Origin of the sequence: Geminisphaera colitermitum TAV2 (assembly GCF_000171235.2) — a bacterium.
Lineage (GTDB): Bacteria > Verrucomicrobiota > Verrucomicrobiia > Opitutales > Opitutaceae > Geminisphaera > Geminisphaera colitermitum.
This window is the reverse complement of the sequence record NZ_ABEA03000007.1, coordinates 23,840-40,602: the sequence shown is the minus strand read 5'-3', so window position 1 is coordinate 40,602 and position 16,763 is coordinate 23,840. Positions and strand designations below refer to the sequence as shown.

At 56.4% G+C, this 16,763-nt stretch carries 11 protein-coding genes; all 11 read left to right on the top strand.

From position 1 onward, the window contains the following. Window positions 1–861: ParB/RepB/Spo0J family partition protein (locus OBACDRAFT_RS01345; protein ID WP_043582241.1), on the top strand; the 861-nt coding region annotated here is incomplete at its 5' end. 160 nt (window positions 862–1,021) lie between these two features. Next, on the top strand, window positions 1,022–2,929 hold the full coding sequence (locus tag OBACDRAFT_RS01340; RefSeq protein WP_043582238.1) for a SulP family inorganic anion transporter: 1,908 nt from the start codon (window positions 1,022–1,024) through the stop codon (window positions 2,927–2,929). Window positions 2,930–4,129: 1,200 nt separating this feature from the next. Further along, window positions 4,130–5,023 carry a PEP-CTERM sorting domain-containing protein gene (locus OBACDRAFT_RS01330; protein ID WP_043582235.1) on the top strand — a complete coding sequence of 298 codons (894 nt, stop codon included), beginning with the start codon at window positions 4,130–4,132 and terminating at the stop codon, window positions 5,021–5,023. A gap of 491 nt (window positions 5,024–5,514) precedes the next feature. Further along, complete coding sequence (locus tag OBACDRAFT_RS01325; protein ID WP_043582233.1) at window positions 5,515–8,292, top strand: FG-GAP repeat protein; 2,778 nt, start codon at window positions 5,515–5,517, stop codon at window positions 8,290–8,292. Window positions 8,293–8,336: 44 nt separating this feature from the next. Beyond that, window positions 8,337–8,963, top strand: coding sequence for a putative globular PEP-CTERM protein (locus OBACDRAFT_RS28795; protein ID WP_043582230.1), 627 nt, complete (start codon window positions 8,337–8,339; stop codon window positions 8,961–8,963). Window positions 8,964–9,598: 635 nt separating this feature from the next. Then, window positions 9,599–9,823 carry a hypothetical protein gene (locus tag OBACDRAFT_RS01315; RefSeq protein ID WP_043582228.1) on the top strand — a complete coding sequence of 75 codons (225 nt, stop codon included), beginning with the start codon at window positions 9,599–9,601 and terminating at the stop codon, window positions 9,821–9,823. 894 nt (window positions 9,824–10,717) lie between these two features. Further along, on the top strand, window positions 10,718–11,212 hold the full coding sequence (locus tag OBACDRAFT_RS01310) for a hypothetical protein (protein ID WP_052360824.1): 495 nt from the start codon (window positions 10,718–10,720) through the stop codon (window positions 11,210–11,212). Window positions 11,213–11,225: 13 nt separating this feature from the next. Then, window positions 11,226–12,242, top strand: coding sequence for a hypothetical protein (locus OBACDRAFT_RS01305; RefSeq protein WP_052360823.1), 1,017 nt, complete (start codon window positions 11,226–11,228; stop codon window positions 12,240–12,242). Window positions 12,243–13,227: 985 nt separating this feature from the next. Then, entirely contained in the window at window positions 13,228–14,106 is an 879-nt protein-coding gene (locus OBACDRAFT_RS01300; protein ID WP_043582226.1) for a PEP-CTERM sorting domain-containing protein, read from the top strand. Between the two features lie 968 nt (window positions 14,107–15,074). Continuing rightward, a complete protein-coding gene (locus OBACDRAFT_RS01295; protein WP_052360822.1) occupies window positions 15,075–15,506 on the top strand; it encodes a hypothetical protein in 432 nt (143 codons plus the stop codon). Further along, window positions 15,503–16,525 carry a hypothetical protein gene (locus tag OBACDRAFT_RS24770; RefSeq protein WP_052360821.1) on the top strand — a complete coding sequence of 341 codons (1,023 nt, stop codon included), beginning with the start codon at window positions 15,503–15,505 and terminating at the stop codon, window positions 16,523–16,525. Before OBACDRAFT_RS01295 ends, OBACDRAFT_RS24770 begins: the two co-directional genes overlap by 4 nt. The last annotated feature ends 238 nt before the right edge of the window (window positions 16,526–16,763 follow it).

Genomic DNA, 16,763 nt, shown 5'->3' with positions numbered 1-16,763 from the left:
AACATCCTCCCTCCCCCCCCCCCCGCTGTCGTGCCTGCGTCCGCCGCCAGTGGATTTTTGGAAATCGCCATCACCTCCATCGCCCCGAGTCCGTATCAAGCGCGCAAGGACATCGCGCCCGAACAACTCCAGGAACTCGCCGAAAGCATCCGTGCGGAAGGACTCCTGCAACCCGTCGTCGTGCGCAAAACCGGTGAAGGCAAATACCAGCTCATCGCTGGCGAACGCCGCTGGCGCGCCTTCCAACTCCTCAAAATCAAGACCATCCCCGCGCGCCTCGTCGTGGCCAAGGACGCCTCCGCCGCCACCCTCGGCCTCATCGAAAACCTCCAGCGCGAAAGCCTCAACCCGCTCGAAGAAGCCTTTGGCTACGCCAGCCTCATCCGCGACTTCGACCTCACGCAAGAAGCCGTGGCCGAGCGCGTCGGCAAGAGCCGCGCCGGCGTCGCCAACGCGCTGCGCCTGCTCTCGCTCGACGAAGAGTTGCGCGGATTTGTCGCCAAGGGACTGGTCTCCGTCGGCCACGCCAAAGTCCTCCTCGGCGTCGAAGACTCCGCGCAACGCGCCGTCCTCGCCCGCCGCGTCATCGAAGGCGGCCTCAGCGTCCGTGCCACGGAAAAACTCGTGCAGACCCATAAGGCCGCCGCCTCGCCCGTCCCCCCCGTGGCCGGCGCCAGGACCGGCAGCAAACTCCCCCCCGTCGAAGCCGCCGCCGTGGCCAGCATCGAGAAGCGCCTCATCTCCCACCTCGGAGCGCGCGTCGCGCTCCAACACACGCCCAAGCGCGGCAAGATTGTGATCGAATACGCAGGCAACGACGACCTGCAACGCATCCTCGAAAAACTCGGCGTCGAGGCATGAGCAACGCCACGATGGACAGCGCTGGTGGCACGACGGCTTTCCAGCCGTTGCGACGAGGAGATGCGAAGCACCTCGCCCGCCCGGCGTCCGGGTTGCGTTATTTTCCAAACGGGCGACGTTGTGCGTCGTCGCGACGGCTGAAAAACCGTTGCTCCACTGCATGAGCGCTCCGCTGATTTCATCGCAAACCCGCCAGGCCGCCGCCTCCGTCGCCCGCAGTTCCGGGCAGTGGCTGCGCGACCGCTTTCCGCTCGGCGCCGAACTCCGCAAATACTCCTGGGACAAACTCCGCGCCGACGGACTCGCCGCCGCCACTGTATCGCTCGTTTCAATACCGCAGGCCATCGGCTTCGCCCTCATCGCCGGACTGCCGCCGCTCATGGTCATCATGTCCGTGATCGTCGGCGGCTTCGTCGCCGCGCTCTTCACCTCCTCCCACCACCTTGTTTTTGGCCCCAGCAACTCGCTCAGCATCGTGCTCGCGGCCACCATCTATTCGTTCACCAGCACCGACCTCACCCCGGCCCAGATCACGATCGTCCTGGCTGCGCTCATCGGCATATTTCAACTCACCGCCGGCCTGGCCCAGTTTGGCAAAATCACCCAGTTCATCTCGCGCTCCGTCATCATCGGTTACGGCACCGCCATCGGCATCCTGCTCGCCGCGGGGCAGGTTTCCCACTTCTTCGGCATCATCGATGTCGGTTCGCGCGGCAGCTTCATTGGCACCCTCTGGGCGGCGCTCGATCGCATCGTCCACCTCCAGTTCAACGGCTGGGCTCTCGCCATCGGCGTGCTCACTCTCGTCATCTTCGAAGTCTGCGAACACTACATCCGCCGCATCCCCGCCGAATTGATCGGCCTCGTCATCATCGCGCTCATTACCAAATACGGACACCTCAACGAACTCATCGGCCTGCGCACCATTGCCGACGAAGGCGTGCTCTCCGTCACCATTCCCTCCTTCATCGGCATGCCCCTCGGTCCCGAGACCTGGGGCATCGTCCCTTCGCTGCTTGGCGCCGCCCTCGCCATCTCGATCCTCGGCATGCTCGAAGCCGTCTCCATCGCCAAGACCATGGCGGCCAAGTCGGGCCAGCAGATCGACGTCAACCAGGAACTCATCTCCATGGGCACGGCCAACATCGTCACCAGCGCCTACGGAGCCATGCCCGGCTCCGCCTCGTTCGCGCGCAGCGGAGCCAATTACCAAAGCGGCGCGCGCACCCAGATGTCGGCCCTCATGAGCAGTTCGATCGTGCTCGCCGCGCTGTTTTTTGTCGGGCCGTTGATCAATTACATTCCCGTTGCCAGTCTGGCCGCGCACCTCATCCGCATCGGCCTGCGCATGATCAACCGCGAACAGTTGCGACTCGCCTGGCGTGCCACGCGCTCGGACGCCTTCGTGCTCGTCACCACATTTGCCTCGGCGTTTTTCCTCAAGCTCGACGTCGCCATCTACGTCGGCGTCGGACTCTCGCTCGTGCTCTTCCTGCGCAAAGCCGGCGCGCCCTCGCTCGTTGAATACACCTTTGACGACGCCGGACAACTCTCGCAACTCGACGAGGACGCCGCGCGCAAGAACTCCGCCATCTCCATCGTTCACGTGGAAGGCGAATTGTTTTTTGGCGCCGCCGACTTGTTTCAGGAACAGGTGCGCCAACTCGCCTCGGATTCCAAAATGCGCGTCGTCATCCTGCGCATGAAAAACGCGCGCCACCTCGACGCCACCTCTGTCATGTCGCTGCTCCAGCTTCACGACTACATGAAAGGCTCCGGCCGCCATCTCCTTGTCAGCGGCATCAATCCCGACGTCGAACGCGTGCTTCGTCGCAGCGGTGCATGGGCCGCCATCGGCAGCGACAACATTTTCCCTGCCGAGGCCAATCTCACCATGAGCACGAAACGCGCCCTGCTGCGCGCCTCACGCCTGCTCCAGCAGGATGGGGAGAAAGCTCGTGCGGCATCCGGAATCCGCATCTTTTACGACAAAAACAAAACCCAGGAAACCGCCGCCCCCTTTGGCGATTCGCGCGAGCGCGACCGCCCCGGCGATTTCCAGATCTGAAGCTCAATAATGAGGGAAAAAAACAACGGCGCGGAAACGCCTGGGACCGCCGGCATCCTGCCGGCGGTCAGAAAAGTGGCGCGGGCGTCCCGCCCGCAGGTAGGGGCGTCGCTTGCGACGCCCGCGCACGCCATTCGAGGCCACGTCCTGCATACGCGGGCTTCGCAAGCGAAGCCCCTACTTATGCCCCTGTTCTCTGTAGTTAAAAACTGGATATTCAGGCATCTCCTTGGGGTCGATTTTGGGGCCGGTAAAAAAAAGAATATGATATCTCCATGTTATTCATGGGAATCGCAATTTTTACAGGGGTTTGCCTAGCTTTTCAAAAGCATAAAAAACTGGCAGAATGTGTGTCTGACGCATCCAGCACCGCATTCACGCCACATGAGCACCAGCAACCACAACTTCATCACGACAACCGGGGCCACTGCTTCGGTCAAGGTCGATTCTGAGATGCAAGTGGACGTTCGCCTGATGTTCGCAAGCGGAGCGAGGAACGCCCAAGGAACGCCCAAAGAGTGGCGCGGGCGTCCCGCCCGCTGTAGGGGCGTCGCTTGCGACGCCCGCGCACGCCATTTGAGGCCACGTCCTGCATACGCGGGCTTCGCAAGCGAAGCCCCTACATGTGGCGCGGGCGTCTCGCCCGCTGTAGGGGCGTCGCTTGCGACGCCCGCATTCCGATGTAGCGCAGGCGTCCCGCCTGCCATCCAGCCTGCTGCGCGAAGCGCCGCACTCCATAAAAGTCACCGCGCTTCGCGCTATAGACAAGATGGCAGGCGTCCCGCCTGCGCTACGCACGGAGCGGGCGTCCCGCCCGCATCTGCTGCGACAGGACTTTTTTTTAGACAAAATTAACAGAATTTTCAGAATCAACAGAATTATTTTAGAGCATTATAAATTCAATTTTTCGCAAGATTTAAGAGATCACGCAGAGACACAGAGACGCAGAGAAAACCCATATTATAAGTATAAATAAATTAAAAACATTACATTTCCATTCCTCTGCGTTCTCCGCGCCTCCGCGTGAGACAAAATAAACCGAAATCATTCCAACAACAAATCATCAACTCAGCCAACTCAACCCATTCCGTTAATTCAGCAAATTCTGTTAATTCTGTTAATTCTGTCTAAAAACAAGAATCCTTAATATTAACCCCCGACTCCCGACTCCTGATTTTACAGGCGCTACTTGTCATTTTTATGAAAACAAAACCAACAAATAATACAGGCACGCTCCGACGGGTGCTCCTCACCCTCGGCATTGGCCTGCTCACCGGCCTGCCCGCCTTCGCCACCGCCACCTGGATCAACACAGCCGGCGGCACTTGGGACGGCGGCGACTGGATGGACAGCGCCAACTGGAGCGGAGGCACCCCGTGGGCTGACCCGGAGGGCGTTGTCATCAATAACGGGGCGACTGCACAACTCCGCGCCAACGCGTCGAATCCTGTCCGCACGAGCACTCCGGGGCCGGTGACGATCTCCGGTGCCAGCACTCTGCAACTCGGCGGGCAACTGACCGTAGGGGGTGACCTCATTATCGGCGCGGGTGACAGCAATAATACAGTGAATTTTACTGGCGAAACTCTCATTGGCACAGGGGCTGTTACAGGCAGTCTGATCGCGGGGGATATCATCATCGGCCAGGGAGCCGGTTCCACCAATAATACCCTGTCCATACCCTCCATCGGAAGCGGCCCGGTCTCCCTCACGGCGAACAACATCTACGTGGGCACAGCGGGCGCGGCCGGCAACCACCTTGCCATCTTTTCCCCGGCCAGCGCGATCCTGAACATCGGCACGGTCTGGCTGGCGCAGGACAACGGCATCATATTCCTGGGCTCCCAGAGTTTCGAGGGCATGCAAGCCTTCTTTAAGGACAGGAACATCGACCTCTTCGGAGGCACCACGCTGGTGAACGGACTCGATGTTTCCGACTGCGCCGCCCTCTTCACACGGACCGAGATGTACGAGGGGCTCATTACCGCCTTCATCTACACCCCCTCCTCCTCCGTGCCCGAACCCGCCACGTATGCCGCCCTCGCTGGGCTCGCGCTGCTCGCCTTTGCCGTCATGCGGAAACGAAATAAATAATAAAATCCACACTCTTTAGTCTCTAGAGCATTGTCGGTTCAATTTTTCGCAAGATTTAAGAGATCACGCAGAGACGCAGAGGCGCAGAGAAAACTCATATTATAAGTATAAATAAATTAAAAATATTGCATTTCCCTTCCTCTGCGTTCTCCGCGCCTCCGCGTGAGACAAAATAAACCGAAATCATTCCAATAACAAATCATCAATTCAGCCAACTCAACCCATTCCGTTAATTCAGCAAATTCTGTTAATTCTGTTAATTCTGTCTAAAAACAAGATCTTTAGTCTCTAGCTTCAACTCTCAACTTCCGAATATCAATCACCGCCTCACTGCCGGGCGCAGCCCTTGTGTGCCCATATAATCAACCATACCAACATATAGACGCTGTACAGGATATTATACCGCGTGTCTATTATGCCTAACAAACATCACGCCCTCCGGCACCACCCTCTCTCTGTCTGAAACCTGAAATCCCAAATTTATCATTCCTATGAAAATAAAATCAAACGATAACTCAGGCACGCTCCGGCGCGCCTTCCTTACACTCGGAGCACCCGGCGCCCTCGGCCTCGCACTCCTCGCTCTCGCCGCTCCCCACGCCCGCGCCTCCAACCTCACCGCCTCCGACGGCGCGCAGAGTGACAACTTCGGCATTTCGGTGAGCGCGTCGGGCGACAGCGCCTTGGCCGGGGCTAGTCTCGCCGATGGCAACGTGGGTTACTCGGGTGCGGCGTATTATTTCAGGGGGCTGGGCAACGAAACCGGCCCCACGGTGACCGAGTTCGTGAAGCTCCTCGCCTCCGACGCCGCGGCGCAGGACCGGTTTGGCTATTCGGTGAGTCTATCGGGCGACAGCGCCTTGACCGGGGCTAATTCTCATGACGCCAATGGGGAAGGTTCGGGAGCGGCGTATTATTACAAAGGGCTGAACAACGCGGTCGGCCCCACGGTGACCGAGGACGTGAAGCTCCTCGCCTCCGACGGCGCGGTGAGCGACACCTTCGGCGAGTCGGTGAGCTTGTCGGGCACCCGCGCCTTGGTCGGGGCGTGGGGGGATGACGACAAGGGGCTCCAGTCTGGCTCGGCCTATTATTTTAAGGGGCTGGACGGCAAAGCAACCGGCTCCACGGTGACCGAGGACGTGAAGCTCCTCGCCAGCGACGGCGCGGGGAATGACTACTTCGGCAAGTCGGTGAGTCTATCGGGCGACCGCGCCTTGGCCGGGGCTTATTGGGATGACGACATGGGGGGCAATTCCGGCTCGGCGTATTATTTTAAGGGGCTGGACAGTAAGACGGGCCGCCCGGAGGGCTACACCGGTCCTGCCAGCGTCACCACCGCCACCTACGAGAACGTGAAGCTCCTCGCCAGCGACGGCGCGGCGAGTGACCTCTTTGGCCGTTCGGTGAGCCTATCGGGCGACAGCGCCTTGGCCGGGGCTCAAAATGGTGATGGCAACGTGGCCAATACGGGTGCGGCGTATTATTACAAGGGGCTGGACAGTAAGACGGGCCGCCCGGAGGGCTACACCGGACCTGCCAGTATCACCACCGCCACCTACGAGAACGTGAAGCTCATCGCCTCCGACGGCGCGGCGAGTCACTACTTCGGCGGTGATTCGGTGAGCCTGTCGGGCGAGTGCGCCTTGGTCGGGGCTACCAGAGGTGACGGCAAGGAGGCCACTACGGGAGCGGCGTATTATTATGTGCAGCTCTCCGGTAAGAGCGGCACGGTGACCGAGGCCGTGAAGCTCTTCGCCTCCGACGGCGCGAAGAATGACGCCTTCGGCTATTCGGTGGGCCTGTCGGACAACCGTTTCGTGGTCGGTGCGTATAACGCCGATCCCAACGGCGTGCTTAACGCCGGCAAAGCCTACGCGGGCGACATCCGGGCGTTCACGACGCTGGATAACTACTATGGCACCCCGCTGGCGACCGACGGTTTGAGCTTCGAGTCGCAAGACGACTGGATCATCGGCGTGAACACCGCCGGCAATAAGGTCACGCTCAGTGCAGGCGACACGGCGACCGTCTCCACCGTTTACATCGGCCAGGATTCGGGATACAACAACACCCTCGTCGTCCAAGGCACGCTGAATGCTGGCAACGTCCAAGTCGGCAACCCACACGGCGCAGTCAACAAGCTCCAGATCGACAGCACCGGCACCATCGGCAGCACCGGCACGATTGCCCTGTATCGTGGCAACATCATCGCCGTTGAAGGTGACTACACCGCCGATGTCTCCAGTCTGCTCACCCGCATTGGCGCAATGATCATCGCCTACGATGCGCTTGATGTTTTTCAGCCGGTCAACATCGAAAGCTACCCCTATCTCATCACCATCAGTTATGAGGATGGCTATACGGTGATAAACACGAATAATATCGTCCCCGGCACCGTGACCCCCGCGACGCTGGGTGAACCGGTCATCAGCGGCAGCACGATTACGATCAATGCACTCGGTACCGCAGGCAACTATTATGCCCTGTATGCCTCGCAAAACCTTCTCGGCAATGCCGCCTCATGGGGTTTTGTGGCCGGCACCGCCAGCCAGTTCGACGAGAGTGGCACCGCTACGATCACCTTCACCAAGAGCGCGGCCACCGCCGAGTTCTACCGCCTCGTCACCAGCGCCACCGCGCTTGATGGAGTGACGATCAACGACGACGCCAAGTATTCGACCAATGTGGACGGACGCTATGATGTGACGATCCCGGCCAACGGTGCAGCCCTTGTGTCCCATCTTCTGGAAAGCAGCGCCGGTAATCTCGTTACCAGCCTGTTCGCCAACGTGCGGGCCAATACCCGAATCAACGTGCAACAACCGGATGGTTCATTTGCATCTGTCTCAAAGGGGGTTGTCGGTTGGGCTGGGACGACCACCTTGGAGCTTCCGTTGGGACAAGCCGCCTATGTAGTCAATGGTGGCGCGGCCACGACCTTGACCTTTGCCGGGTTGGTGCAGACAGGGAACCGGAGTTACAGCCTCCAGAATAATGTCAAGACCCTGCTGGCATCCAGTCTGCCTATCGCCGTCGCCGATCCCGTTGATATTGGCTATACACGTGCCACGAACGAATTGTTCAATTGGTATAACACGAGCGGGGCAGCCGTTTCTGGCACAGTCCCGTTCATCGGCAGCGGATGGACTGGAACGCAACCTTCCTTTGCCATCGGCCAAGGATTCTATCTTACGCCCAGAAGCAACAAGACTTGGGTGCAGCCGGGCGTGGCTGTCAGCACTGATAATTTGGAGATTACCCAATAATCACCAATCCGTAAAATCGAAACCAAACATTGATTAATAATATTATGAAAAAGACATTAATTGGACTCGGAGCAGCCTTGGCGCTCTCCTTTCAGCTACATGCTGAACCGCTAAGTTTATCCATTGATGGGGGTGTAAACCTCATCATGGATAACACTGGCGCACCAGTATCCGGCAATGATGGATATATTATCACATTCTGGTATGGAGCCTCAGATACCGGGCCGTTGACGTTGGCCGAGTGTGCCGCGGGCTTTCTTGATGCAGATTATGGTTCGGAATACATCGGTCTCTTCAATACGCAGATGTTCCTTACACAGGGGCTGACTCGTAATACTCCGTTCTATGCAGAGGCACGGATATTTCAGTATGAGATTGGAACACCGATTGGTGAAACTTATGTCGAGGGTCTGGGAAGTTCCGATTTCACGGCTTTGGCTGAGTATTGGGATCTGATTCAGGGCACGCAGGTGTCTAAGGGCGTGCTGACCTTCTCCGGTATGCTTGATCCAGATGGTGGCGCGACTGGCGTCACGTTTGGTCCTGCCGAGTTGCAGCTTAGCGGTATCAAGGACACGCCCGCACCCAGCGGAGTCCCCGAGCCGAGCACGTATGCCGCACTCGCAGGCTTGGCGATCCTCGCCTACGCCGCCGTGCGTCGCCGCCGGTGACGGAGCCGTGGAGGGCGGGTTTTTATTGCCAATCCCCGCCAGACGCGGCGCAAGCCGCGCCCATCCGAAAAAAAACGGAAGGGCGGTGCTTCGCACCGTCGGCGGGTCGGGAGACCCGCCCTCCTTAGAGAATTACCACGGAGGCAACGGAGAGCCGGGTCGCAGTAGTAAATACATAATGAAAAATTAGAGAAGGGTTCCCTGCTCTCTGTGCCTCTCGTGGTTCCTTGGCGACAGATGATAGCGGAGGGCGGGGTTTGGTGGAAATAAACCCCCGCCCTCCAATGTTCTTTCACACTTTTTCGGAGGATGCACCGCGTCTCGCCCGACTCAAAATAAACCGCATCCCTCGAAATACTGGACGGGGGGCGGGGCTTGCTGGCGTGTAATGACTGACGAGGGTTCTTGTTTCTTGTGTTTGTTGAACCTTCGAGTCCTGAAACTGGCAAACCGTTCCCTGTCCTTTTACCTATTGGAGGGCGGGTCTCCCGACCCGCCGACGGCGTGCAACGCCGCCCTTCCGATTCCGGATGGGCGCGGCTTGCGCCGCGTCTGGCGGGTCAGGAGACCCGCCCTCCAATATTTTTCTCCGCGCCTCCGCGTCTCCGCGTGAGACATTTCTGATCTTATGTCCGATGCACAGACTTTTGCTGATAATCCTGCCGGTGCTTGTCGCGTTCGGCTGTTCCTCATCAGGATACAAGAAGGAGGCGAATATAATAACAGAACGCCATCCCTATGCGCTGGTGTTCCGTGCGCCGTATGGAGCCAAAAACACCTTCAACATCATTCTACCGAGCGGCGAGCGCCGCCGCATCACTTTTAATGGATACCAAATCATCAAAGACGAACTACGTTAATTTTCACAAGCCAACAAACCAACCGCGAATGGACGCTAATGGACGCTAATAAAGGCAGAGTTTTCCGCTGCGGCGCAACGAGCGCAACGCTGAGAGGCAAAGAAAATCTCACGCAGAGTCGCAGAGGCGCAGAGAAAACAGATGGTTCTAAAAATTGCACAAAAGGTAACGAAGAAAACGAAGACAACCAATTGAAATGGAGCTTTTGTTTTTAACGACCTATTGAAAATAAATAAATTAAATCAAATTACACTCCCTGTCTTTATCTTCGTTTTCTTGGTTATCTTCTGTGCAATTTCCGGAACCACCCTTTATTATGTTTTTCAATCCAACAAACCAACCGCTAATGAACGCTAATGGACGCTAATAAAGGCAGAGTTTCACGCTACGGCGCAACGAGCGCAACGCTGAGAGGCAGAGAAAATCTCACGCAGAGTCGCAGAGGCGCAGAGAAAACAATTATAAATAAAAATTACAAACATTGTATTTTTCGGCTCTGCGTTTTCTGCGTCTCCGCGTGAGACAAAATAAACCGATTTAGAATGAATAAATTAACATACGGGCACTTTGGAAAAGTCATTTTTTGAACAGCGAAGACGCAAAGTCGCAAAGCACAAGCCGTGACATTTAATTCATAATTCATTGTTTTCCATGAGAATAAAATTTCATTCATTTTTCCGACCTTTGCGACTTCGCGCCTTTGCTGTTCAAAATCTTGTTTTGGGGAGTTTTTCAAAGTGCCCATACATTCCCTTCTCCTGTCTTTGTCTTCGTTATCTTCGTTTCCTTCTGTGCAATTTCCAAAGCCACCCTTTATTGTGTTTTTATTCGCGTCTATTCGCGTCCATTCGCGGTTAAAAATGTATTTAATCTCCCTAGTATAAGAATACAACAATGACCCATTCCCATTCCAAGCCGAGGCGGACGTTTGAGGAGCTTTATTGCGAACAGAGGGAAATCCCGAGAGGGGATTTTGCCCGGCATGTGCTGCTGGAGTCGTTGCACCCGACGGCGCGGGTGTTGTATCCGCTGATCGTGCGGATGTCGCCCGACTACTTCGAGGCGGATTTAGAGTTGGTGGAGTCGGCGGGGGAACTGCGGAGCATGAGGGGCTTCGGAGTGGAGGTGGCGAGGTTGTTGTGTCATCCGGGGCACCGGGGGCTTTGGAGGGGCCTGCTGGATTTGAGGATTTCGGTGAGCCGGTTGCAGCGTCTGATGCGGCGCACGCTGTATCCCGAATTGTTTAATGTGAATGTCAGATTTGGCGGGGAGTGGAGCGAAACGGTGGTGAGCCTTGCGGCCCAAAAAACCCGGAGGTCCTCCGGTGAGGATGGGAGGCTGACGCAGATGGAGCAGAGGCAGGAATGTCACCGCTCCGACAAGACTTAGGAGAACAAAACCAATGAGAACCACGAACAATGAAGGGACAGGAGCGGTCATCGCCGCGCCGGAAGCGCCGGAGAAGGACTGGATGGGAGCGGTGAGGAAGAGGATGGCGATGCTCAAGAAGAGGGAGGAGAAGGAGAGGCATTGGCGTGGGGGGGTGGCGATGCCGGTGGAGCCGGAGGTGGCGGCGCTGGCGGTGAAACTGGCGGCAAGGCCGAAGAAGATAAAGTTCAAGGAAATCCGGGACGAGTTGACGAGGAGGTTCGGGAGGGAGCTTTCGACAGCGACGGTGGTGAACATTCTGACGAGGCATGGGGTGAGGGGGTATTGTGACATGAAGCGGACGCTGGCGATGGAGGAGCGTATTTTGGAGGGGGAGGTGTTGGCACCACGCACGTTGGCGAAGGCGTTGAAGCTTAATCCTGTATTGTGCGAGCGGGGGGGGCCGGGAGAGGGCAGGGAACCGGGAGAGGTGCTGACGCAGACGATTTTTCCCGTGGAGCCTGTAGCGGGGGAGGGAAAGTTGCAGGTGCATGCGGTGGTGGATACGTATGGGGTGCTGGGTTTCGCCGAATTGTATGAGGATGCGACGACGGAGACGGCGGTGAGTTTTTTGGATAAGCGAGTGCTGCCGTGGTATGAGGAGCGGGGTGTGAGGGTGAGGAGGATGGAGACGAGCCGACTGCAGGTTTTTAGCGGGTGTGAGGGTGAGCATGTGTATGGGGTGTATTTGGATTTGCATGGGATAGAGCAGCAGGTGATCCCGATGGGGCGTCCGTCGATGAATGGGAGCATGGCGAGGTTCAAGCAGGTGTTCACGAGCGAATGGTTGCTGCCGTTGCGTCTGAACCGGGGAGTGCCGCCGGGCCAGTCGAGGCAGGGTCGCAAGCCGAATACGCCGGGGGATTTTGCGCGTCGGTTGGAGAGGTTGCGCGAGTATCTGGCGCAGTGGCTGGATTACTACAACCGCGAGTATCTGTTGCACGGATACCGCAATGAGGGGAAAACGCCGATGGATTTTTGGGAGGGGTGAGTGGTCTCACGTGGAGGCGCGGGGACGCAGAGAAACAAACGAAGCAGACAAACCAACCGCTAATAGACGCTAATGGACGCTAATAAAGGCAGAGTTTCACGCTACGGCGCAACGGGCGCAACGCTGAGAGGCAGAGAGAATCTCACGCAGAGTCGCAGAGGCGCAGAGAAAACAGATGGTTCTAAAAATTGCACAGAAGATAACGAAGAAAACGAAGACAACCAATTGAAATGGAGCTTTTGTTTTTAACGACCTATTGAAAATAAATAAATTAAATCAAATTATACTCCCTGTCTTTATCTTCGTTATCTTCGTTGCCTTCTGTGCAATTTCCGGAACCACACTTTATTATGTTTTTCAATCCAACAAACCAACCGCTAATGAACGCTAATGGACGCTAATAAAGGCAGAGTTTTCCGCTACGGCGCAACGAGCGCAACGCTGAGAGGCAGAGAGAATCTCACGCAGAGTCGCAGAGGCGCAGAGAAAATAATTATAAATAAACATTACAAACATTGTATTTTTCCGGCTCTGCGTTCTCTGCGTCTCTGCGTGAGACAAAATAAACCGATTTAGAATGAATAAATTAACATGCATTCCCTTCTCCTGTCTTTGTCTTCGTTATCTTCGTTTCCTTCTGTGCAATTTCCGGGATCACCCTTTATTGTGTTTTTCAATCCAACAAACCAACCGCTAATAGACGCTAATGGACGCTAATAAAGGCAGAGTTTCACGCTACGGCGCAACGGGCGCCACGCTGAGAGGCAGAGAAAATCTCACGCAGAGTCGCAGAGGCGCAGAGAAAATAATTATAAATAAAAATTACAAACATTGTATTTTTCCGGCTCTGCGTCTCTGCGTGAGATTCTTTCTGCTTCTGCGTGAGACTTCTCTTTGCCTCTCAGCGTGGCGTCCGTCGCGCCGTGGCGGGAAATCCTGCCTTACTGTCCTTTTTTCAATGAATTAAAAAATCAAAGATTTACCCATGAACACAAAATCAAAAAACAACTACGGCAGCCTGCTATTGCGGGTGTTGCCCATCCTCGTGCTGGCGCTGTCTGTTTCCACCCCTGCCGGAGCCTATACCGCATGGACTAACAGCGGTCGCGGCGACTGGTCCGATCCCGGCAACTGGAGCAATGGCGTGCCCGGACCTGCCGAAGACAACGTGAATCTCACCATGGGCACCGCCGTCATGACGAACCAAATCGTCACCACCCTCGTGGTTAAGGATTCCGTTTGTCTTGGCGTGAGTGGCGGTCTGGAACTCCATAATTCCACCCTGACCGCCTATGGCCTGCACACCTTTAATGGGGGCAGTATCACGCTCTACGCCGGGTCCGTGCTGGATACGGATATTCTTCAGGTCAGCGAATATGGCGGAGGGACGTTTTCCCTGCTGGAGTCATCCACCCTGCATGCCTCCGATTACTTCCAGCAAAATCAGGAAGGCATCCTCACGCTCGATCTGACCGGCTGGCGCGGCAGCACCGCTGCCCTCATTACAGCGGACTCGACCCTCCTGAACGGCGGCACGCTCAATCTGCTCTCGCTGGAAAACCTCCAGCAGGACGACAGGCTGGTGCTGATCGACAGCAACACTTTCAACGTCGGCCACTGGCAGACGCTGAAGGTCGGTGGCGTGGAGCAAACCCTGAGCGAGATAGCCGATGGCATGTGGCGGTTCGCCTACGATGGCGGGCTGTATGAACTCGACTATAACTACGGCGGGAATGACATTACCCTCTCGGCCCTCATCGTGCCGCGCTCCGCTCCCTCCGTGCCCGAGCCTGCCACGTATGCCGCCCTCGCCGGTCTGGCGATGCTGGCGTGGGCAATCATCCGCCGCAGTCGCGGCGCCTGATAGAGCATTGTCGGTTCAATTTATCACAAGGTTTATGAGATCACGCAGAGGCGCAGAGAAACAAACGAAGCCAACAAACCAACCGCTAATGAACGCTAATGGACGCTAATAAAGGCAGGGTTTCACGCCACGGCGCAACGGGCGCAACGCTGAGAGGCAGAGAAAATCTCACGCAGAGTCGCAGAGGCGCAGAGAAAATAATTATAAATAAACATTACAAACATTGTATTTTCCCTGCTCTGCGTTCTCTGCGTCTCTGCGTGAGACAAAATAAACCGATTTAGAATGAATAAATTAACATACATTCCCTTCTCCTGTCTTTGTCTTCGTTATCTTCGTTTCCTTCTGTGCAATTTCCAAAACCACCCTTTATTGTGTTTTTTAATCCAACAAACCAACCGCTAATAGACGCTAATGGACGCTAATAAAGGCAGGGTTTCACGCCACGGCGCAACGAGCGCAACGTTGAGAGGCAGAGAAAATCTCACGCAGAGTCGCAGAGGCGCAGAGAAAATAATTATAAATAAACATTACAAACATTGTATTTTTCCGGCTCTGCGTTCTCTGCGTCTCTGCGTGAGACAAAATAAACCGATTTAGAATGAATAAATTAACATACATTCCCTTCTCCTGTCTTTGTCTTCGTTATCTTCGTTTCCTTCTGTGCAATTTCCGGAACCACCCTTTATTGTGTTTTTCAATCCAACAAACCAACCGCTAATAGACGCTAATGGACGCTAATAAAGGCAGAGTTTCACGCTACGGCGCAACGGGCGCCACGCTGAGAGGCAGAGAAAATCTCACGCAGAGTCGCAGAGGCGCAGAGAAAATAATTATAAATAAAAATTACAAACATTGTATTTTTCCGGCTCTGCGTTCTCTGCGTCTCTGCGTGAGACTTCTCTCTGCCTCTCAGCCGTTGCGTCCGTCGCGCCGTGGCGAGAAATGCGGCCTTACTGATAGCTGAAATGAAAACCGTGTCATCACACCAGCAGCCTGGGAGGTCGTTCAGGGAGCTTTATTGCGAGCAAAGGGGCATCTCTGAAAGGGTGTTCGTGGAGGTGGTGTTCAAGAAGTCGTCGTATGTGATGGCGCGGGTGCTGTATCCGTTGATCGTACGGATGCAGCCGGATTTTTTCAGGGTGGATATTGATTTGGTGGCGTCGGCGGGAGAGTTGCGGAGTATGCGGGGCTATGGGATGGTGATGATGAGATATAATTATCTATCGCCTGAAGATGGTTTTGGGCGGGAGTGGTTGAGGTTGAGAATTTCGAGGGGGCGTTTGCGGGAGTTGTTGCAGCAGACGTTTGAGATGGAGCGCAGCAGGGAGGCGAGAATTCAGGCGCTGTTGGGAGCGGGGGAAAAAATCGCCACGCCATGCGAAATCCAATTACCATGAAAACAACGACAACAACAGGATACGATAAAGCGGAGGCGAGGCAGGGGTGGCAGAAGGCGGTGCGGGAGAGGATGGAGTTGCACAAGAGGATGGCGGCGAGGGAGAGGCAGCAGAGGAATCGGAGATGGAGGGCGGCGTCGGTGGAGCCGGAGGTGGCGGCGCTGACGGTGGAGTTGGCGAAGAGGTCGGAGAAGCTAAGTGTTGACGAAATCCGTGTTGGGTTGGAGGAGGGGTTGGGGAAGGTGTGTTCGCGGACGACGGTGAGCAGCATTCTGGCAAAGCATGGGGTGCGGAAGCAGCGTGACAGGGAGCGGGCGCTGGAGGTGGAGTCGAGGATAGTGGAGGGGCTGGAGGTAGGGCCGCGAATGTTGGCAAGGGCGTTGAGGCTGAACGCTGCCTTGGGTGAGCGGGGTGGGTCGGGAGAGGGGAATGAACCGGGTGAGGTGCTGACGCAGACGTTATTCCCGATAGAGCCGGTGGAGGGAAAGAAGAGGTGGCATGTGCATGCGGTGGTGGATACGTATGGGGTGGTGGGTTTCGCGGAGTTGCATGAAGATGCGAGGATGGAGACGGCGGTGGAATTATTGGATCGTCGTGTGCTGCCGTGGTATGCGGAGCGGGGTGTGAGGGTGGGGAGGATGTTGACGAACCGGCAGAGGGTTTTTTGGGGTTCGGAGAGTGAGCATATTTACAGGGTGTATCTGGACTTGCACGGGATAGAGCAGCAGTTGATTCCGGTGGATCGACCGACGATGAACGGGAGCATGGTGAGGTTCAAACAGGCGTTGACGAACGAGTGGTTGTTGCCGTTGCGGGGGGTGAGTCGTGGATTGCTGCCGGGCGAGTCGAGGGAGGGAAGCAAGCGGGACGCGGTGGAAGGGGGGGCGCATCGGTTGGAGCAGTTGCGCGAGCATTTGGCGCAATGGCTGGAGCACTACAACCGGGAGTATCCGTTGCAGGGTTACAGGAATAACGGGAAGGCCCCGCTGGAGTTCTGGAAGGGAAAGCATTCCCAATGACGGAACGAATGTTACGCGGACTCCTCTACGGAGCGGCGGCATCTTGCCGCCGGACGAGGCGCAACGCGCCTCGCCCCTCATGGAGCGGCTGGCCTTCCAAACTGGCGACGCTTTACTGCCTGATCCGTCCCGCGGTTTTGCTGCCAATCCGTCGGGCCGTTGTCATGACTCTGCGAAACTGGCGTCTTGCCATGACCCAGTTGGGGAATTGTATTGGTTCCACTACCACACGGCCCAA